The following is a 20,322-nucleotide window of genomic DNA, read 5'->3' as shown; positions in this document are numbered from 1 at the left end:
GCTATTGAGCGTTAGACTCTACACCGCCGTTAGCTTTGATCCAGTTTTGCATCTGCTCAATCTCCGGCTGCTGAGCGGCAATAATCTCTTGCGCCAATTGCAGCATCTCCGGATCTTTTCCATACTCAAGCTGCACCTCAGCCATATCTACCGCGCCTCTATGGTGGGGGAGCATACCGCGCGCAAAGGCCATATCGGGATTAGGGTCGGTAATACCAAGCGTCATCTCACCATGCATATCATTCATACCAGTGGCATAAGCTTGCTGCATAGCGCCAGTGTCAGCCATGGGGGCGGCGACATCAGGATGGCTATTTAGCCAGTTTTGCATCTGTTCGATCTCGACTTCTTGTGCGTCGATGATCTTTTGCGCCAGTTGGAGCATCTCCGGGTCTTTACCGTATTTGAGCTGAATATTAGCCATATCAACGGCACCGAGATGATGGCCTAACATTCCTTGAGTAAAAGCTGAATCAGGGTCGTTGTAGCCCATGCCCAACATCATCTCACTGTGCATCTTAGTCATAGAGTCATTATAGGCCTGATACATAGCCGTGCTCGATTCACTATGCGCTGCATCATCAGCCCCAGCTAAGTCTTTGTCGTTTATATGATGCTGGTCATGTAGATCTGACGCGGCTGCAGCGTCTTTGGGAGTAGGGGCAGCGTCGTCATTGGCCGGCCCGCAAGCGCTAAGTGCTAAGATGGCACTAAGACTTGCGGTTACTACTGCTAAGCGTGAACGCTTAATAGCTATCATGGTACGTCCTTACTTAAATAGGGTGATAAAAATAGAAATAGAGTGATAAAAAGATGTTACTCAGTGTCTTATATGCCCAGTGTCTTTATAAAAGTAGAGTAGAAAGGTGGACGGGATACAAGCATCGGTCATACAGATAGGCAAGCCCAATAAGAGCTTCCTAGTTAAGAGAATTGATAAAAATTAAGAGCGCTGATGAGAATCGGCACCCTTGTAAAGAGCGAATGACAGTCAATATTTATAGCTGCTTTTATAGCTAGTTTTATGCTGTTCTCATGGTGTTTTTATAATGGATAAACAACAATTACGCATATACGCATAACAACCGATGCAGATTTAAGTATAAGATTATGCAGGATTAATATGACTCATTTGGTGCTGGTTTAAGGAGTTTTGCTACTTTTTATTATAGGCGCGTTTATTTGCGTAAAAGTAGTGCTAAGATAAAGTCATCACTATCGGTTTTTCACCCATTTGTGCGCGAGGTTTGCTATGCGAAAAATTCCTATTTATTCCCATCCTGCGGCAGGCTGGCCGGCGTTAGTGGCTTCTACGCGCAAACTTATGGATTATAAGTCGTTCTTGCGTGGTAGCCTGAGCGTATTACAAAGCAATCAGCCAAATGGCGGTTTTGATTGTCCAGGCTGTGCTTGGCCGGATCATAAGTCGCATAAGACCTTTGACGTCTGCGAAACAGGGATTAAAGCACTCGCTAGCGAAACCATGTCCGTGAAAGCCGATGCTCAGTTTTTTGCTCGCCATAAGGTGAAAGAGCTACAAGGCTGGAGCGGCTACGAGCTTGAGCATAGCGGCCGCCTATCTGAGCCGATGCGCTATGATGCCAAACAAGACAAATATCTGCCTATCGCTTGGGATGATGCGTATCAAATCATCGCTGATGAGCTCAATAAACTTACCTCACCAGATGAAGCGCTGTTTTATACCTCAGGCCGCGTCACCAATGAGCCGGCCTTCTTATACCAGCTCTTTGTGCGCTGCTATGGCACTAACAATCTACCTGATTGTTCCAATATGTGTCACGAACCGACCTCAATCATGCTCGGTAAGCAGCTAGGCGTCGGTAAAGCAACGGTGATGCTAGAGGACTTCGAGCAAGCCAAACTGATCATTATGTTCGGACAAAATCCAGCAACGAACCACCCGCGTATGCTTGAGATGCTCGCTCACGCGCACAAACAAGGCTGCAAGATTATCTCCGTCAACCCAATGCGCGAGCAGGGCCTAAGCGCCTTTAGAAATCCGCAAAAGCCGAGCCATATGGCCGCTGGCCAAAGCGATGCTATGGTCGATGATGTGGTACAAATCCAAATCGGCGGCGATGCTGCTCTATTGACAGGATTAGCCAAGTGGCTGATTGATAATGATAAAATTGATGAGCGCTTTATCGCCGAGCATACCTCAGGGTATGAGCCTTTGCAGCAGTGGCTTGATAAGCAAACTTGGGCGGATATTGAGCTTGGCTGCGGTATCGAGCAAGCGCAGATTGTCGCGCTAGCCAAGCAAGTCGCCGCTAGCCCTAAGACCATCTGTACTTGGGGCATGGGTATCACCCAGCATGTGCAAGGCGATGATAACGTAGCGATGATTACTAACCTACTGCTGATGATGGGTATGATCGGTGTCGATGGGGCGGGCGCTTCTCCGGTACGCGGACATTCAAATGTGCAAGGCGATCGCACTATGGGCGTGCATGAGCGTCCTAAGCAAGAGCTGCTCGATAGCTTAGAGCGTGTCTTTGAGCGTGAAATGCCGCGCGAGGATGGCTTCGATGTCGTCGGTGGCGCTAAAGCACTAATCGAAGGTAAGCTCAAAGCCTTTGTCAGTATGGGCGGTAACTATGCAGTCGCCGCTCCTGATATGAGCGCTATTCAGCAAGCGCTCATAACGACCCAGCTCAATGTCTTTGTCGGTACTAAGCTCAATGGCACTATGCTCTATCCAGGCGCGAACAATATTATCTTGCCGTGTATTAGCCGTACTGAGAAGATTATTACCAAAAAAGGCGAGCAGTTTGCCACTACCGAAGACTCTATGTGTCAGGTTTCACGCTCGCAAGGTAACCTCAAACCTATCAGCAAAGACATTAAGTCAGAGGTGCAGATCATCGCGGACTTAGCGGCGTATGTATTAGGTGATAGCGATATTCCTTGGCAAGCAATGAGCCAAGACTTCGATATTATTCGTGATTATGTGGCGCAAGCCATCGATGGTTTTGAGGACTTCAATCACCGTGTGCGCGAGGCGGATCGCGGCTTCCATCTGTATCATCCAGCGCGTCATCGGGTCTGGAATACCGATAGTGGCAAAGCACAGTTTGAAGTACCTAAGTATCCGATTACCTTTGTCGCTCGGCAGATGGCAGAGGCGTCTGAGGACTTGCAAGCTGAGATAGATCATAGCTTGGATGAGAATGCGGCAGCTAATGACTTACAAAAAGTCTGGCAGCTCACTAGCGTGCGCAGTCACGATCAGTTCAATACCATGATATTTGGTCACCAAGATCGCTATCGTCAAACCGAGCGCCGCGATGTGCTGTTTATGCATCCAGATGAGATCAGCCGTTTGGGCTGGCAAAAAGGCGATAAAGTTACTATTTCTCGCCAAGATAGCCATGAGCAAATGCGTACGTTAGGGCCGCTAGTATTGACCGAGATGGACATCGCTGCCAATGCAGTAGCCGCGTATTATCCTGAGTGTAATGACTTATTAGATTTAGATACGCATGCGCCAAGCTCGCACATACCCGCTTATAAGTCCTCAACGGTGATAGTAGAGCGAGTCAGTACCGAGCAAGTCAGCCAAGACTCTGTTGCCAAGGGTCACGCTGTCTCGGCTTAACGGTTTGTCCGGTGGTAATGATAAGGTGGGTTGTCTTAGTATAACCCACCATTTTTAATATTAAATGATAAATGAGTTCGCTAACTAATGATGGCTAAAGATAGCACTAACATGACTTACAAACAGGCAGAGCAAGACACTGCTTCAACATCTGCAGTACCGCTAGCACGCAGCCATCTTACGCAAAAACATCACTATGCCCTAAAGAACGCTCCGAATCTAACACCGTCTGAGAATAAGCGTGCAAAGCCGGTTGCTATCGACAACCAGCCAGCGAGTCTTGCGGTAGAGGCGGCGGTCGCTATCGTTATCAACGGCATTCATTATGCAGTGTTGATGGCGAGCCCCAATCAGCTTGAGTATTTGGCGCTTGGGTTTTTGTATAGCGAGGGGCTGATTGAGCAAAGTCGTGATTTGCTCGATTGGGAAGTGACGCACCTAAGCGATGACGCTAAGTTGACGGCTTTTAACCAAGATGCTGTGGGAGTCGATGATGCTGATAACTCTACTGACCACTCTAGTTTTGCGCACTTATTAGATTACGATACCTATCTGGTCGAGCTGGTACTGAGCCAGCGTTGTCATCAGCGCATTCAAGCGCAAAAGCGGCAGCTGGCAGGGCGTACAGGCTGCGGTATGTGCGGTATCACAGGATTGAGTCAAGCTTTGCCGGATCTTAGTGATTATGCCGATAACAGCCCTCAGTTAACTGCCAAACCTCGTTTAGAGTATCTACTAAATATTAGAGCGCAAATCGATGCTACGCAGCACACCCATCAGCTGACAGGGGCGGTACATGCGGCGGCGACTTTATACAAAGATAAGTTATATCTGTTCGAAGATGTGGGTCGGCACAATGCATTAGATAAATTGATCGGTTGGCAATTACGACAAAAGGCAGAGGTTGATTGCGTGGTGATGACCTCACGCTTATCGATTGAGCTGGTGCAAAAAGCCGTAAGGATGCAGCTGCCTTGGCTAGTGGGGATGTCCGCGCCGACTAGTACCGCAGTGCGAGTGGCTGAACGTTATGGCTTAGGGCTTGCAGGGTTTTTGCGTGCTGACAGAGTGACTTATTATTCAAGATATTAGAGCTATGTGAGATTGTTTTTTTTAAAAGCTATTTTTATTAAAGATTTCTTTGTTTTGGCAGTTAACGACTATAATGACGCGTATACATATTTATAAGTGAGTACCCATCTTATGATTACCTTAGAAGCGCTGCAACAAGCGATCACTGAGCGTATTGAGCGCTATAATCAAACGGACTTTCCTGTAACCAAACGCAGGGTGCAAACGATCGATTTGCTTGAGTGCCAAAATCATATTTTGGCGGAGGATATTAGCTCGCCATTCAATATACCCAGACAAAACGTCTCTGCGATGGATGGCTACAGTATCGCAGCGGGTAGCGCGCTTGATGCAGACACTAGTATCGAAATCGTGGGCGAATCGCAAGCGGGAAGTCCTTATACGGGTAAGCTCACTGCGGGACAAGGGGTTCGTATCTTTACCGGTGCTGTGGTGCCAGACGATAGCGATACGGTCATCATGCAAGAGAATACCAACTTTGCTGAGATACGCGAATCCATCGATAAGTCTCAGCCTTATCATATAACGCTGACGCAAGCCGCGAAAGCCGATGATAATATTCGTAAGCAAGGCGAGGAGATTGCAGAGGGCGAGGTGGTACTACAAAAAGGCAAGCGTCTTAATCCTGCCGACATTAGCTTACTGGCCAATCTTGGAGTGGCAAAAGTCAAAGTTTATCAGCCGTTAAAGGTAGGCGTCATGGCGACAGGCGATGAGCTAGTCGCTGTCGGTCAGCCGCTACAGAGCCTAGCGCAAATCTATAACTCCAATACGCCAACGCTTAAAACCTTATTAGCAGGATTGCCAGTAACTATCGAAGACTACGGTATTATTCCTGATAATTTAGAGCAGACTGTCGCGACTGTCACTACCGCTATGAACGAATGCGATGTGCTCCTCTCTAGCGCAGGCGTGTCGGTCGGTGACTATGATTTTTTGACGACGGTTATCGAGCAATTAGGCAAAATCAATCACTATAAAGTCGCGATGAAACCGGGCAAGCCTTTTGTCTTTGGTGAGCTATTAGGCGATAGCGATAATAAGCTTGCCAAGCCTGTCTTGTTTTTTGGGCTACCGGGCAACCCATTATCCACTCTGGTAGGTACGCTACAGCTAGTAATACCGTCTTTGTGGCGTTTATCTAGCGTCAGTGCCGATGATATGCCGATGGTAAGGACAGTACAGGCGACACTAGACAATGACGTGCGTAAGTTAGCTGGACGCAAAGACTTTCAGCGCGGCGTATTAGCGCAAAACAGTGATGGCAGTTTTACCGTAAAAGCCTTTAGCAAACAGCAATCGCACCGTATCAAGCAGTTAAGCCAAGCCAATTGTTTGATTGTTTTGGCAAAAGATAACGGCAACTTAGCGGCAGGTGAGAGCGTAACCGTGCAGCCATTTCCGTGGTCATAAAACATATGAGATTAGCCGGAGTGGTCATTTTAGCAGGCGGCAACTCTAAGCGTATGGGTACGCCCAAAGCCAAGCTCAAGCTGCCCGGTGGTGAGACGTTACTGAACTATCATGTCAGACATGCAACGCCGCTAAACGTGCCGATTATGATTGCTGATAATGAGCATGGGTTTAAGGTAGATGAAGCGTTAGCGGCTCGCTCCGAAGCGCCTATTTTTCATATCAAGGACTATGGTCAAAATGATAAAAAAGCAGATAATAGCAAGACTGATGATAAGTACAAAAACACAGGCGGCGCATTAGCCGCCATTGAATCAGCGCTGCAAACGTGCATTTCATTCGTTAAGGATGCTAGTTCTAAAAATAGCCTAACTGATTACTTACTGGTTATCAGCTGTGATAGCTTAATTAAAGCCACCGAGCTTTGGCAACATCTAAGCGCTGCTACCAACCGCAGCCTATACGCTAGAGCAGTCGTTTGCCTAAGCGATGATAGCCATTTATATCCGTTATTAGGCTTGTATCAGCTCGCTATCGAGCCTGAACTGCGCGCTTATCTCGATAGCGATCAACGCCGTGTCATGCGTTTTATAGAGCCGATTTGCCAAAAAGTCGCTTTTGATCCGCAGTGGCAGTATTTAACGAATTTTAATACGCCTGAGGACTTTGTCAAAGCATGTCAGGCTCTATCTTAGAATATTTGATACAGTATAAAATAAACCTTATGAGCATTATGTATGACTACCCTTAAATACATCGCCCATTATCCTGAGTCTATTCAAACACAAGTGGCCAAGCTTATCAGTCGTGGTCAGCTTGGCGAGTACCTGAATAATAAATATCCAAACGTGCACCAAATTCAAAGCGACAAAGCGCTGTACCAATATGTCAATGAGATAAAAAACGACTACATGCGTAAAAGCGCTCCGTTATCGCAAGTGAAGTACGACAGTAAGCTTAGCACGCTAAAACAAGCGCTAGGCATGCATACTTATCAGTCGCGAGTGCAGGGCAGTAAGCTCAAGTCGCACAACAGCATCACCGTAGCGAGTGTCTTTAAAGACGCGCCGCTCGAATTTCTGCGGATGATAGTGGTTCATGAGCTCGCACATTTTAAAGAAAAAGATCATAGTAAAGCGTTTTATCAGCTGTGCCATCATATGCAGCCAGACTATCATCAAGTTGAGCTAGATACGCGGCTGTGGCTGCACTTACGCGAGCTGTCCTGATTAGATGGTATAGTAATAGTCATTTGATACTCATATAAGAAAAGCCTGCGTAGTAGCAGGCTTTTTTGTGACGCGGACTCTATAGTCTAACCTACGAATTTAGCAGCACATCACCATGCTCATCGCGCAAGTCAGTTTTTACCATCTTGCCTGCGCCATTTAACACGATGTTATCGACAAACACGACTTTGTCAGGAATTTGCCAACTGGCGACTTTGTCTTGATAAAACTCCAATATCTGTGCCTCGGTTACCTCTGAGCCATCCTCTTTTACCACTATCAATACCGGACGCTCACCCCACTGTTCATGCTTTGCGGCAATAGCGGCGGCCATTTTTACCTCAGGATGACCGGCGGCGATGTTTTCAAGCTCCACTGATGATATCCATTCACCGCCTGACTTGATCAGATCCTTGGATCGGTCACGAATATTCATATAGCCATCAGCGTCGATGGTAGCGATATCACCCGTATCAAACCAGCCATCGTCAGTGATAGCGTCTGGTCTATGAGTGAAGTAGTCATCGATGATCCAGTGTCCGCGAATCTGCAAGCGACCTTGCGACTCGCCATCCTCAGCAACTCTTTGCTCTGGGTTTTCAGTATCCATCAAGCGCAGCTCAACGCCATAAGGCGGACGCCCTTGTGATTTGCGCAGCTCGTTGATCTCCTCTTTACTCAAAGATTTGTGCTTGGCTTTGATTTGATTCATAGTACCAAGCGGGCTGGTCTCGGTCATGCCCCAACCATGTATCGCATCACAGTTGAAGTCTTCACGGAAAGTCTTGATCACGGAGGGCGGACAAGCAGCGCCGCCAACGATAGTCCGCGTCATGCTCTCAAGTTTGCTACCATTCTTTTTCGCCGCGTTCAATAAGCCCTGCCAAATGGTCGGCACGCCTAGCGCAATGGTCACCTTATAATCATCAATCACTGAGACCAGGCTGTCACCATCGAGGTTGGGTCCTGGCAAGATCAAAGAGCAGCCGACGATCGCCGCGGCGTATGGCGTGCCCCAAGCGTTGACATGGAACATCGGTACGACGGGCAGTAGCACATCTTGCGCGGATAGCGATGAGACATCCGGCATACACAGTGCGATAGCGTGTAGCACTGAGGAGCGATGGGAGTAGAGTATGCCTTTAGGATTACCCGTAGTGCCTGAAGTGTAGCATAGCGAGCTAGCAGTGGTTTCATCAAGCTCTGGCCAGTCGAATTCAGACTCTTGCTCATTGATGAGTTCATCGAAGAATAGCGCATCTGGGAAGTGCTCTAGCACTGCCTCGTTGCGCTCGCCCAACAAGATAAAATGCTTGATGCCTTTGATATGATCTTTGATAGCGGCGATGAGCGGCAAAAAAGTGATATCAAAGAACAGCACCTGATCGTCAGCGTCGTTAACGATGTAAGCGAGCTGCTCGGGGAAGAGACGCGGGTTGATCGTGTGGCAGATCATACCGCTGCCGGAGATGGCGTACCAAGCCTCTAAGTGGCGGCGGTTGTTCCAGGCCAGAGTCGCGATGCGATCTGAGGACTTAAGACCTAGCGTTTGTAGGGCATTAGCCAGCCGCTTTGAGTTGTCTGAGATGCTCGCCCAATCGCTTTGGGTCATCGTGCCATCGACTTCTTTTGAGTAGACGGCAGTATCGCCATGATAGCGAGCAGCATGCTCAATTAAGCTACTGATCAGTAGCGGTTGATGCATCATTTTTCCTAACATTTGCATATCCTTATCATCGTTAGTAGTACATATCCGTCAGTACCGTTGCTATGACGTCTTACTTAGTATACGTCACTCTCACCATTCTAAAAATATTTTATGATAATTGGCAGTTCTTTATTATATGTAGCTTATTTACTCTTCAAACTCAGCCAACATCGACGTGATGCGCTCGTCCTTTTGACGCCACAGATGCTCAACCCACGCAAACATCTGCTCTTTGGTAGCAGAGTCGTTCTCATAACCGCCATCTTGTAGACTTGCAAATAGCTCGTCAGGGATTTCGATATGCCGGACATCGACTCCCAAGCGCTTGATTTTCCCTTGCCAAAGCTCACCATAAGTGGGCACGCCATCAGGGTAGACGATGGTCATATCTAAGATACCATCGATCTCATCGCCCAAAGCGTTGATCGCTAGCGCCAGACCTCCGGCTCTTGGTTTAAGCAAATGCGTGTAAGGTGATTGCTGAGTATCACGCTTTTTTGGGGTGAAGCGCGTACCTTCTAAATAGTTGAGCAAAGTAAAAGGCTTATCTTTTAATAGCGCGCAAGCACGTTTAGCCTCAATGATATCTTTACCTGCCAGTGCTGGGTTTTTGGTCACGGCTTGCTTAGAGTGGCGACGCATCATCGGGAAATCTAAAAAGTAGAAGGTCTGACCGACGATAGGGATATATATCAGCTCAAACTTAGTAAAAAACCGCGTCAAAGGCAGACGATCGCGACTAATGTATTGCACAATGCTGGTATCGACCCATGATTGATGGTTGCTCACCAGTAAATATTTGCCTTGGACATCGATATCATCAGGTAGGCTAATGCGCCAGTCCTTTTTGGGTAAGATGGTATCGATCAAAGTATTGTTACTATTAATCCAGTAGTTGGCGATTTTTATCACGGTTTTGTCAGCGATGTCAGCTCCGGTAATGATTTTGGTGGCGCCCATTAGCCAGATAGGAATACTACCGGCGAAACTATTACCAACGATAACCCCTGTCGCTGTCGCTAATGATACCGCTTTACCAAGCTTTGGCGTACGTTCATGCATTTTTTGAAAAAGTGAGTGTAGTCGCATAGCAAACCTTTCCTATTGTTGTTGCTGCTTATTGAGCTATCTTAATTGAACTGCTTTTATTCCGTTATTTTTTGATTTGGCTATTATGGTAGCTGTTATTTACGGCGGTAACATTACGACACAATTTTAGCAGAAATTCGGCCGAGCGTAGTTAGGCTAGCGTGACTGGCGGTTACAAAGGGCGGCAGTACGCTAAAACTGACCAAGCGCAATATTATGTCAGGCAGCAAAGGATGATGACTGCTCATTTTTAGGGATAGCTTTAAGCCAATAAAAGTGTTTAGAATGAAGTAACGGACAACAGCGCTTATTTCTAAAGAGCGAACACAGTAAAGGATGACACCATGCAAAATGACATGACAAACGATCTAAATAACTCAGCTGCGACTGTAAAAGACAACGTCAGCGCCGCAGAATGGCAGATGCGCGTTGATTTGGCCGCTTGCTACCGATTAATCGCCATGTATGGCTGGGATGATTTGGTCTTTACCCATATCTCAGCGCGCGTGCCCGATACAGAAGATGAGTTTCTGATTAATCCTTATGGCTTATTTTTTGAAGAGATTACCGCTTCAAACTTGGTAAAAGTCAATCAGGCCGGCGAAAAAGTTGCGCCATCGAAGTACGATATCAATCCCGCCGGTTTTACTATTCATAGCGCCGTACACAACGCCCGTGACGATGCACATTGTGTGCTGCACTTACACACTAGCGACGGCGTGGCAGTGTCAGCTCAAACCGAGGGCTTGCTGCCTTTATCACAGCAGTCGCTCTTTCCGCTATCGAACCTGGCCTATCATGACTATGAAGGGGTGGCGCTAAACCCTGATGAAAAAGTACGTCTGGTCGCAGACTTAGGCGACGCGAATTTCATGATTCTACGTAATCATGGCTTGCTTACTTGCGCCAGCACGGTCGCGGATGCTTTTTTATTTATGTATATCATGCAAAGAGCTTGCGAGGTGCAAATCAAAGCGCAAAGCGGCGGTGGTAATCTGACTCATATACCGCCGCAGATATTAGCCGGTATTCAAGCGGCTTCAAAAGAGGTGACGAGAGGCGCAGGTGGTGATATCGCTTGGCCAGCACTACTCCGCAAACTACGCCGTACCGATCCCTCATTTGCGGAGTAGTTATGATTACTTTGGCGCAGTGGCGACAACAAGGAGAGCTTGAGTCGATCAATGGGCAGCAAATTTTTACTCGCACGGGCGGTAATAAAAGTGTGCCAGCGCTTGTGCTCATCCATGGCTATCCGAGCGCCAGCTGGGACTGGGAGGGCATGTGGCAGGCGCTGACCCAGCGCTACTATGTGATTACGCTTGATATGCTAGGGTTTGGGTTTTCGGCCAAGCCTAAAGACGCGCGCTACTTGATAACGGAGCAAGCGGATATTTTTGAGTATTATTTGCATAAACTTAGGGCGTGTTGAACATTCACAAATGCGCACTGCTGATCGCTAAAATAGTTCTAGTCTAAGTGAAAATTGCAGGTAATGCTTATTGCATTGGCTAGATTTTCGCAACGACTAGGGCGATTTTAGCATCAGCCCTTACTACAACAATAGGGACAGGACTATTTTTTGCCGCTTTATTGATAAAAATAGACGCTTAGAACGACTAAACTTACCATTTTTATCTGCAAATCGCCTAAAAAATAGTCTCTGTCAGTGCCAAGGTCGAATGTTCAACACGCCCTAATATCACGGACTATCACATATTAGCTCACGACTATGGCGATACAGTAGCGCAAGAGCTGCTCGCCAGACAGCGTGAGGGTAGCGCAAAACAGCGTATCGCTAGTGTGTGTTTATTAAATGGTGGTCTGTTCCCAGAAACCCATAAGCCGGTGTTAATCCAAAAATTACTACTCTCGCCTTTAGGGCCATTAGTGTCCAAGCTTATCACTAAACGCAAATTTGCAGACAATCTACGGCGCATCTTTGGACCCAATACGCCGCCGACTCCTGAGGTTGTCGATAGCTTATGGCAGCTGCTCAATCATAATAACGGTCTTGCGGTGATGCATAAGCTCATTGACTATATACCGCAGCGTCAGCAGCACCGTGAGAGGTGGGTTGAAGCCATTATCGAAAGTAATGTTCCGGTCAAGCTTATTAACGGTAGCAAAGACCCTATCTCAGGCCAGCACATGGCTCAGCGCTATCGGCAATTAATATCTAATGCCAGTAATGCTAATGATGTCAATGTCACTGAGCTGACACAGTTGGGTCATTATCCGCAGCTTGAAGATGCTGAGGCGGTGACGACAGCTTATCTGCAGTTTAGAGATAGTCTCAATCAGAGTTAGTAGCACTAAGAGATAATATCAATCAATGAGGGTTGGCTATTAAAAAGACATCACGACAAGGACTCACTATGAAACGCGCCGCGCAACTACAGCCTTTATCTCGCCAACATCACTTAGGTCTCAACATCTCTCGCCATGCCAAAGAGTGCTCTGATAATCCTGAAGATATCAGTAAGCACTGGCACAAGCTCACTTCATATATTGATGATTTGCAAAGTCACTTTGCGATTGAAGATCATCTGATCGCGACGGCGCTATTGCCTTATAGTATTAGTAAACCCGAAGTCGCTTCCGCGCTTACCACGCTCAATGAGCAACATAAGTCTCTGCAGGCTCTCGTGAGCCAAGCCCAAGACTCTGCAAACTCTCAAAGCCATCCTATCAGCGCCGCCCAAGTCAAAGCGCTCGCCACTTTGTTATACGACCATATTCGTTTTGAAGAGCGTGACTTGTTTCCTATTGCTGAGCGCTACCTGACAACAGCAGAGTTAGATACGATTTATGCCGCCAGTCCTGATAATGTCAAAAGAGCAGATGAAAATCGTTAAAAATATTGCTGGCTTAGTCGATAGCAAGATTAATTACTGAACCGGTAGATAGCCGGCATCAGCAAAGTACTGTTGCCCAGCCTCAGAGCGTAGATACTCTGAAAATCCAGCAGCGCTAGGTCGCTCACTGAGCACTATACCGTCTTGTAATATCGACGGATAAGAATTCGGTGCTAAGGTATCAAACTGCGTAGGCTTTGCTTTGATAGCTAGCAGCTGTGCCAGCGCAACAAAGCCATAATCGACACTACCGGTATGCGTATATTGAAAAGCTTGGCCGATGTTTTCAGCTTGTATGAGACGTTTTTGGGTTACCATAGTCTCATAACTATTTTGGGCTTGTAGATAAGCTTTGGCGGAATTACCATAAGGCGCGAGCTGCGGGTTGGCAATAGTCACTTTAGTAGATTTCGCCATCAATAATGCATTTAAAGCCGCCGGCTTGAGCTCGCTTAGCGGATGAATAACGCTATACAGCGCCAGTTGACCTTGAGTATAAGTGAAGGGCTGAGCGTCTTTTTGACTGTTCGCCTGATCAGTCGTTAGTGTCTGTGCGGCAAGCTTGGCCGGAAACGCCTGATTCGCAGATAAAAATAAATCGTATGGCGCGCCTGAGGTGATTTGCGCATATAGCTTACCTGATGAGGCGTAAGTGATCTCAATTTCTTGGTTCGGTTGATTATTATCGGTTTTATAGCCTTCGACGACTTTCGGCAAGACGTCCGATAAGTTGGCAGCAGCAGCGATACGTAGCGTTTGAGACGATTCAGTATTCTCTGTAACACTGTCTTTAGCGCACGCTGTCAGCGTAACTGCTAGACAGCTTACGGTTATTATTATTGCTTTCATTACCACTCTAATTTTTAATTGTCCAACCGTCAGTGTACCTAAGAGCCGTCAGTTTTGAAAACGCTATTTCACCGTGTAAAGATAAGTACGCTCGCTCATTAGCTATTGTTAAGTGTCGTCGATTTATATTGAGAGTCATGGCTTGCTATATTAGTCACCTTAGTAGGACTATTAGTAGCACTAGATTTATTTTTTAGTGAATTTGCCATAACACCAAATTAACACCGAATTGATTATGGTAATAATAATTATTATCATTTATAATACAGCTTTAGTGACGTTGCATTTATAACTGAACATATAAATATGATATTAAAAGGCGCTGCTGACGTAGCAGCCCGATGGCCTGTGTTGCACTGATTGCTCGCAAAACTCTCATCTTAATGTCATCAATATCCATAAGTCTCAAATGACTTATAACGTATAAGATGAATCACTCAAATACAATTTGATAGATCGTTATGACTGAAAGAACGAATAAAAAAAGTTTTCCAAGCCTTTATACCGGGACATTTATCGCTGTCATCGCGCTGCACGCTATCACAGGTTGGGCACTTGCGAATGTCAAAACACCAGATGTGACTATCGCTGAGCCTAACGAGGTGTCGCCCTTAGAAATCGAAATGATTACACCGATTATCAAAAAGCCTGAAGTTGTAGAAGTTCAGCCAACACCGGAACCAGTCATTGAGTCAAAGCCTAAGCCGGTAGCTACTGTAGCGCCGCAACCTAAACCTGAACCTGAACCGCAATCTAAACCTGAACCGCAGGTTAAACCTGAGCCTAAAGTTGAACCAAAACCTAAAGCTAAGCCTGAGCCTAAAACCAAACCCGACATAAAGCCTAAGCCTGAACCTAAACCACCAGTTAAGACGCAGCAAACCCAGCAAGAAGTACAAGCCAAAAAAGCAGCAGAGCAAGCGCTAGCAGAAAAACAGCAGCAGGCGATAATAAACGCGCAAAAACAAGCAGAGCGACAAGCCCAAGAAAACGCCAGAAAGCAAGAACAAGAACGAATAAACGCACAAGAATTGGCAAAACAGCAAGAAATAGCCAGACAACAAGCATTGGCTAGACAGCAAGCTGAAAATGAGCGTTTAGCGCAAGCGGAAAAGGCTAGGGAAGCCGCTGCAGAACGTGCACGTGCAGCGCAGAAAGCGGCTCAAGCAAAAGCTGAAGCTGCAGCGGCAAATAGTGAGCCCGTAAGTTTTAGCGGTAGTGATGCATCATGGGCGAGAGAGCCTAATTTTGAGGGTTTAACTCATGAGGCACTCACCTTAAACCTAAGGTTTAGAGTCGACAAGCAAGGTAATATCAGCAATATCACAGTTACGGGTTCAAATGACCGCCGGATAATTCGAGATGCCAAACGTCGACTTGGACGTAGTAAATTAAACCCATTTATACAAAATGGCGTACCGGTTACTGGTATTGTGAATTTGTCTATTGCTGTTAGATCTTAGGGGCTATCGTCGTATTCCCTAAAAAAGCGCTTTCATCACAGTTAAGAGCTGATAAATACTAACCACTATTTAGTTTGGGCAACCAAAAATAAGGAGTCTACAATGGACTTTGCAATCTACTGGCAATACAGCGATATGGTGACAAGAACTCTGTTTTTCTTGCTGTTAGCATTGTCGATACTCTCTTGGGTGACAGGTATCATCCGTGTTATTCAAAGCCGCAAATTAGCAGCGACGGTTGCTGACGACTTAACGCAGCAGATTCAGGCAAGCCGTGCTGAACTAGCAGCATCCGATAGTAAAGATCAGCGCCTCGTCACTGAGCAGACGCTGCTCAAACATATTGGTCGTTATCGCTTTGCCAGTGAGCGCGGATTACCAATCTTGGGCACGACGGCGGCCGTTGCCCCGTTTATTGGGCTGTTTGGTACGGTGTGGGGGATCTTTCATGCCTTGCATAACATTGGTACTACCGGGCAGGCGGGACTTGCGCAAGTTGCAGGGCCAGTAGGGGAGGCTTTGATTATGACCGGTCTTGGTATTGCCGTAGCGATACCTGCAGTGGTGTTTTATAACCTAGCTATCCGTATCAACCGCAAAGTTATGCATTATGCTAATGATTGCGCCCATGACCTCCTAGCGCAGTCTACGCGTGATGCGCTACCAAACACAGAGTCTACTCCAAGAGCTGTGACTAGTGAACGAGTTGCTGCAACGACTTCTAACAAACAAACACAGCCTCAATATCAGCATTAGTACAAGCACTGAGGATAGTAGATCTGAGAAGAAGACAACTGAGAATAAGAGACAACTATGGCTTTTCAATTAGGTGATGACGACACACAAGGTATGAATGAGATGAACCTCATTCCGCTCATCGATGTCATGCTGGTATTGATGATTATCTTCTTACTGACGGCGACGGTACTCAATCCAACCGTACCGCTGAATCTGCCGCAAACCAGTGCTGAGATCAATGAGCCGCCAGCCGATCCCATTCAAATCAGTATTGATAAAGATGCAGGCCTGTTTTGGGATGATAAGGCGATTAGTATGGAAGAGCTTGAGTCGCGCTTACAGCAGCAAGGAGTAAGCGGCGATAACCCTTCTATTCAGCTACGCGCCGATAAGGACAGCCGCTATGACAATGTCGCGCAAGTACTAGCCGCTGCCAGTACCGCGGGCCTAACGAAGATTGCGTTCGTTAATGAGTAGCTCATTTTAGACTATATTAAAAAATAATAATAACAATAAAGCTGGCAAGTACTTTACTCCACACCCTACTAGTGACATAGCTAGTAGGGTTTTCTTTTTTATAGTGATTGCAATAGTCATTGGCATTGGCGTTTTACGAATGACGCTATAAAATTCATTTTAAATAAATCTTATAAAGATACTCGTTTTTCATTCATGAATACGCAATTTATGGAGAGTATGGTCGATGGTCTTATGATGCTTGATCACAGCGTAGATAGTGTTCACTATGAGCCGTTTGGCCCTAAAATGAGCTTAGAGCTGTCTTGATTCTGACTTCAGTCCTCAACCACAACACTAAGTCTCATTTTTATTGTATTTAATATCTCTACAATATCTTTTAGGAAGTGTTTGCCTAGTCAGCGCTCAACTGGGCAAACATTCAGCGTAAGAAGCGGTCTACTATTTTAAAAAGTCAGGATTCATATAAGCAGGATTTGGATAGCTATAAAACCCTTCGCCAGTTGCCGCGCCTAGTTTATTTTGATCAATCAGTTGCTCTTTTAGGTACTTAACCGCCTTAAACCTCACAGGGCTTTGAGTCCGCTCAGCAGACATCTTAGTGATGTTATAAGCGGTGTTGATCCCTATGGTATCTAAGATACCAAACGGTCCGACAGGCGCACCGGTCACTATCATCCAAGTCTTATCAATGGTATGCGGATCAGCCACTTCTTTGGCTAGTAGTTGCAAACCTGCGTCTATAAACGGCGCTAATAAGCTATTCATAATATAGCCGGGTTGCTCTTTATACAGCGGCATTGGCACCATACCGATATTTGTCGCAAACGCGACTACCTCATCAAATACTTTAGGATCGGTTCTAGGATGCCCCATGATTTCAGCGACGTTATGCATCCAGATCTTATTGGCAAAATGTAGCGCTAGGAACTGAGCAGGCCGTCCTGTTGATTCAGCAAATTGGCTCGGCAGTAAGGTTGAGGTATTGGTCGCAAATACTGTTTTTTCTGGAGCCAGATTGGCCAGTTTTTCATAAAATTCGATTTTAATCTCTGGAATCTCAGGAATGGCTTCAATCATTAAGTCAGCGTCTTTGACTGCTTCTGCCAAATCTGAGGTATAGCTAAGATTATCAAACGCCGTATCTAACTGCTCTTGCGTCGCTCTTAAATCCTTTCTGAAGGCCTTACACATCCAATTAAACTTTGACTTAGCTTGCTCTAGCACCTCGTCACTGATGTCATAAACGATGACATTAAAACCATGATATGCAGCTTGAAAGGCGATTTGATAGCCTAGGACGCCGCTTCCTGCGACAGTTACATTCTTATACGTCATGATGACTCCCTGAAATAATGACTATGATTTTAGAGTTATTATGTGGCTATTGTCAACGTACTGTCATAAATGCTCGGTAGACTTGAGCGTAACTTATATCGTTGTGGTGGATTTGATAAAGCCGCAACCCACCCTTTACGCCACTCTAGCCAAATAGCAAGGTGACTGAACATGACGTTATTGAACAAACCGCTCGCTCATGAAGCCGTAGAAGACTCAAACACGAGCAATAATATCGAATTTCAAACCATCATCAATCGCCGTATGCATCGTCGCCATATCTTAAAAGGCGGTACAGGGCTGGCGGCGGCAGCGTTTTTTGGGGCGCTGCCTTTGGTTGGCTGTAGTGACGACGATGACGACAGCCCATCTCGCCTGCCCAGCGACGATGACCAAGCCGCCATCCCAGCACAAGGAAATCTCAAACGTCCCGACACCCTAAAATTCACTGCAGTGGCGCATTCGACAGCTGATACCATGAGTGTGGCAGAAGGCTATCAGGCAGAAATGATATTGCCACTAGGGACACCGCTGATGTCTGGTATCGCCGACTGGAAGGACAACCGTGAGCAGTCCGCTGAGTCGTTTGAGTGGCGTATGGGTGACAACCATGATGGCATGTGGTTTTTTGGCAAAAAAGGCAATACCTACGATGCCAAAGCCTCTAAAAACGGCCTGCTGGTCATGAACCATGAGTATGTCAATAGCAGCGAGCTTAGCCCATTTGGTTATCATGTCATCTCGGATAACAATGCGGCACCCATTTATCAAAACCGTCGTCTGGCCAGTGATGTGCGCCGCGAGGTCAACTGCCACGGGGTCGCTGTCGTTGAGATGACGCGCCGTGCCGATGGGATGGGTTATGAGATGGTCAAGGATTCAAAATACAATCGCCGTATCACCAGCAGTACGCCCGCCCAGCTGACAGGCCCTGTGGCAGGCTCTGATTTGGTCAAGACAAAGTTTGATCCAACAGGGTTGCAGACGCGCGGCATCAACAACAACTGCGGCGCAGGACTGTCGCCGTGGGGTACCTATCTGACGACAGAAGAAAATTTCTTGGGCGTATTTGCGCGTGGTCAAGACGCCGAGCAGCTAAGCGCAGGTCATAACTACGGGCGTGAGCGCTATGGGGCCAGCGAAAACTTCTCTGGCTGGGAGTATCTGTGGCATACGCCTTATGCCAAAGATGAAATCATAGCTGATGAGTTTGTCCGCTGGGATATGACCGCGACAGGCGCTGATGCTACTGAGGATTATCGCAATGGCTTTAATACCTTTGGCTACATCACCGAAATCGATCCTTTTGATCGGCACTCAGCACCGCAAAAACGCACGGCACTCGGTCGTTTTGCACACGAAAACTGTGCGTATGCGCCCGTCGAGTCAGGTAAACCTGTGGTGTTTTATATGGGGGATGATGCGCGCGGCGAGTATATTTATAAGTTTGTCTCAAAGGCACGATGGTCCAATGCAGATATCGGCGGCGGCCTCAAAGCTGGCGACAAATACCTAAATGAAGGCACGCTGTATGTGGCGGTGTTTCACGAAGATGGTCGCGGCGAGTGGCGGCCACTGGTCCATGGACAAAATGGACTTGATGCGAGCAATGCTGAGCTGCCCTTTGCTGGGCAAGATGAGGTGTTGGTCTTTGCGCGCGCTGCCGCCGATGCCTTGGGTGCGACCAAGATGGATCGACCAGAGTGGGTGTCGGTGAGTCCCATGACAGGTGAGGTGTATGTGACCTTGACCAACAACAAATATCGCGGCGAGCGTGAGGATCAGCCTCTCTTAGCAGCCAACCCGCGCAGCTACGAAGCGCGCGGCAAATCCCGCGGAAATGATAATGGTCATATCATTCGCTGGGCCGAAGCAGGCGGTGACCATGCGGCGACACGCTTTGAGTGGGATATATACTTGTTTGCCGCGCCCAGTGAGCTTACGGCAGAGAACTTATCGCAATTAAACAAAAACAATGACTTGTCATCGCCTGATGGCCTGTACTTTGATCCGCGCGGGGTATTATGGATTCAGACCGATGATGGCGCGTATACCGATACCAGCAGTTGTATGCTATTGGCCGCGTTGCCTGGTCAGGTCAGCGATGGTACGCTGATCACCACATCTGCAGGCCAGCAAACCCGCGTCGGAATGCCCGCCCGTGATGACAATATCAAACGTTTTTTTGTCGGTCCTGAAGGCTGTGAGGTGACAGGCATCACCATGACGCCAGATTTTAAAACGTTATTTATCAACATTCAGCATCCTGGCAACACATGGGGCGCGGTGGCTGGAGGTAGTACGCCGCGCTCGGCCACCGTGATGATTACTCGCGAAGATGGCGATGTCATATTGGCAGAATCATTTACTTAGAGCGCTTGGATGACTCGGCTACGATAGTGAAATGGCTGAAATAGTGAACGGCTGCGATGGTAAAGCGGCGGCACGG

The 20,322-nt window shown here is 47.1% G+C and carries 18 protein-coding genes; 13 read left to right on the top strand and 5 right to left on the bottom strand.

What is annotated here, in order from left to right; translation table 11 throughout:
• Nucleotide 1: 1 nt before the first annotated feature.
• A complete protein-coding gene (locus W234_RS0106630; RefSeq protein WP_025645887.1) occupies nt 2–760 on the bottom strand; it encodes a DUF305 domain-containing protein in 759 nt (252 codons plus the stop codon).
• Nucleotides 761–1,252: 492 nt separating this feature from the next.
• Between W234_RS0106630 and W234_RS0106625 the strand changes: the two genes are divergently transcribed.
• From W234_RS0106625 to W234_RS0106605, 5 genes are all read left to right on the top strand, one after another.
• Entirely contained in the window at nt 1,253–3,619 is a 2,367-nt protein-coding gene (locus W234_RS0106625) for an FdhF/YdeP family oxidoreductase (protein ID WP_025645885.1), read from the top strand.
• A 111-nt stretch (nt 3,620–3,730) separates the two neighbouring features.
• Nucleotides 3,731–4,711, top strand: coding sequence for a formate dehydrogenase accessory sulfurtransferase FdhD (locus W234_RS0106620; protein ID WP_025645884.1), 981 nt, complete (start codon nt 3,731–3,733; stop codon nt 4,709–4,711).
• A 111-nt stretch (nt 4,712–4,822) separates the two neighbouring features.
• Nucleotides 4,823–6,124: a gephyrin-like molybdotransferase Glp gene (gene glp / locus W234_RS0106615; protein WP_025645882.1), complete on the top strand. Its 1,302-nt coding sequence runs from the start codon at nt 4,823–4,825 to the stop codon at nt 6,122–6,124.
• Between the two features lie 5 nt (nt 6,125–6,129).
• A complete protein-coding gene (locus W234_RS13780) occupies nt 6,130–6,819 on the top strand; it encodes a molybdenum cofactor guanylyltransferase (RefSeq protein WP_037059211.1) in 690 nt (229 codons plus the stop codon).
• A gap of 42 nt (nt 6,820–6,861) precedes the next feature.
• A complete protein-coding gene (locus W234_RS0106605) occupies nt 6,862–7,353 on the top strand; it encodes a M48 family metallopeptidase (RefSeq protein ID WP_025645880.1) in 492 nt (163 codons plus the stop codon).
• Nucleotides 7,354–7,444: 91 nt separating this feature from the next.
• Here W234_RS0106605 and W234_RS0106600 read toward each other — a convergent pair whose 3' ends face one another.
• Together W234_RS0106600 and W234_RS0106595 are read right to left on the bottom strand one after the other, a co-directional pair.
• Nucleotides 7,445–9,073 carry a long-chain-fatty-acid--CoA ligase gene (locus W234_RS0106600; protein WP_025645878.1) on the bottom strand — a complete coding sequence of 543 codons (1,629 nt, stop codon included), beginning with the start codon at nt 9,071–9,073 and terminating at the stop codon, nt 7,445–7,447.
• Nucleotides 9,074–9,208: 135 nt separating this feature from the next.
• Entirely contained in the window at nt 9,209–10,150 is a 942-nt protein-coding gene (locus W234_RS0106595; protein ID WP_025645876.1) for an acyltransferase, read from the bottom strand.
• A 344-nt stretch (nt 10,151–10,494) separates the two neighbouring features.
• Between W234_RS0106595 and W234_RS0106590 the strand changes: the two genes are divergently transcribed.
• The 4 genes from W234_RS0106590 to W234_RS0106575 all read left to right on the top strand — a co-directional run bounded on the left by W234_RS0106590 (nt 10,495) and on the right by W234_RS0106575 (nt 13,008).
• Nucleotides 10,495–11,283, top strand: coding sequence for a class II aldolase/adducin family protein (locus tag W234_RS0106590; RefSeq protein WP_025645874.1), 789 nt, complete (start codon nt 10,495–10,497; stop codon nt 11,281–11,283).
• A gap of 2 nt (nt 11,284–11,285) precedes the next feature.
• The gene (locus W234_RS0106585; protein ID WP_025645872.1) at nt 11,286–11,582 is read left to right on the top strand and encodes an alpha/beta fold hydrolase; all 297 of its coding nucleotides are present in this window, start codon (nt 11,286–11,288) and stop codon (nt 11,580–11,582) included.
• A gap of 371 nt (nt 11,583–11,953) precedes the next feature.
• The gene (locus tag W234_RS0106580) at nt 11,954–12,460 is read left to right on the top strand and encodes an alpha/beta fold hydrolase (RefSeq protein ID WP_025645870.1); all 507 of its coding nucleotides are present in this window, start codon (nt 11,954–11,956) and stop codon (nt 12,458–12,460) included.
• A gap of 68 nt (nt 12,461–12,528) precedes the next feature.
• Nucleotides 12,529–13,008, top strand: coding sequence for a hemerythrin domain-containing protein (locus tag W234_RS0106575; RefSeq protein ID WP_025645868.1), 480 nt, complete (start codon nt 12,529–12,531; stop codon nt 13,006–13,008).
• A 33-nt stretch (nt 13,009–13,041) separates the two neighbouring features.
• Here W234_RS0106575 and modA read toward each other — a convergent pair whose 3' ends face one another.
• On the bottom strand, nt 13,042–13,857 hold the full coding sequence (modA, locus tag W234_RS0106570; protein WP_025645866.1) for a molybdate ABC transporter substrate-binding protein: 816 nt from the start codon (nt 13,855–13,857) through the stop codon (nt 13,042–13,044).
• A gap of 461 nt (nt 13,858–14,318) precedes the next feature.
• Here modA and W234_RS0106565 point away from each other — a divergent pair, with 461 nt between their 5' ends.
• The 3 genes from W234_RS0106565 (at nt 14,319) to W234_RS0106555 (ending at nt 16,535) form a co-directional block, all read left to right on the top strand.
• Nucleotides 14,319–15,320 (top strand): energy transducer TonB, encoded by a 1,002-nt coding sequence (locus tag W234_RS0106565; RefSeq protein WP_025645864.1) that lies wholly within the window; start codon nt 14,319–14,321, stop codon nt 15,318–15,320.
• Between the two features lie 102 nt (nt 15,321–15,422).
• Entirely contained in the window at nt 15,423–16,076 is a 654-nt protein-coding gene (locus W234_RS0106560) for a MotA/TolQ/ExbB proton channel family protein (protein ID WP_025645861.1), read from the top strand.
• 57 nt (nt 16,077–16,133) lie between these two features.
• Nucleotides 16,134–16,535, top strand: coding sequence for an ExbD/TolR family protein (locus W234_RS0106555; RefSeq protein ID WP_025645859.1), 402 nt, complete (start codon nt 16,134–16,136; stop codon nt 16,533–16,535).
• Between the two features lie 441 nt (nt 16,536–16,976).
• Here the strand turns inward: W234_RS0106555 and W234_RS0106545 are convergent, their stop codons facing one another.
• Nucleotides 16,977–17,873, bottom strand: coding sequence for a 3-hydroxyacyl-CoA dehydrogenase (locus tag W234_RS0106545; RefSeq protein WP_025645857.1), 897 nt, complete (start codon nt 17,871–17,873; stop codon nt 16,977–16,979).
• Between the two features lie 171 nt (nt 17,874–18,044).
• On the opposite strand from W234_RS0106545, the gene W234_RS0106540 reads away from it, so the two are divergent.
• The gene (locus tag W234_RS0106540) at nt 18,045–20,246 is read left to right on the top strand and encodes a PhoX family protein (RefSeq protein WP_025645855.1); all 2,202 of its coding nucleotides are present in this window, start codon (nt 18,045–18,047) and stop codon (nt 20,244–20,246) included.
• The last annotated feature ends 76 nt before the right edge of the window (nt 20,247–20,322 follow it).

Source organism: Psychrobacter sp. TB15 (genome assembly GCF_000511655.1).
Classification (GTDB): Bacteria; Pseudomonadota; Gammaproteobacteria; order Pseudomonadales; family Moraxellaceae; genus Psychrobacter; species Psychrobacter submarinus.
This window is presented reverse-complemented; position numbering and strand designations above follow the sequence as displayed.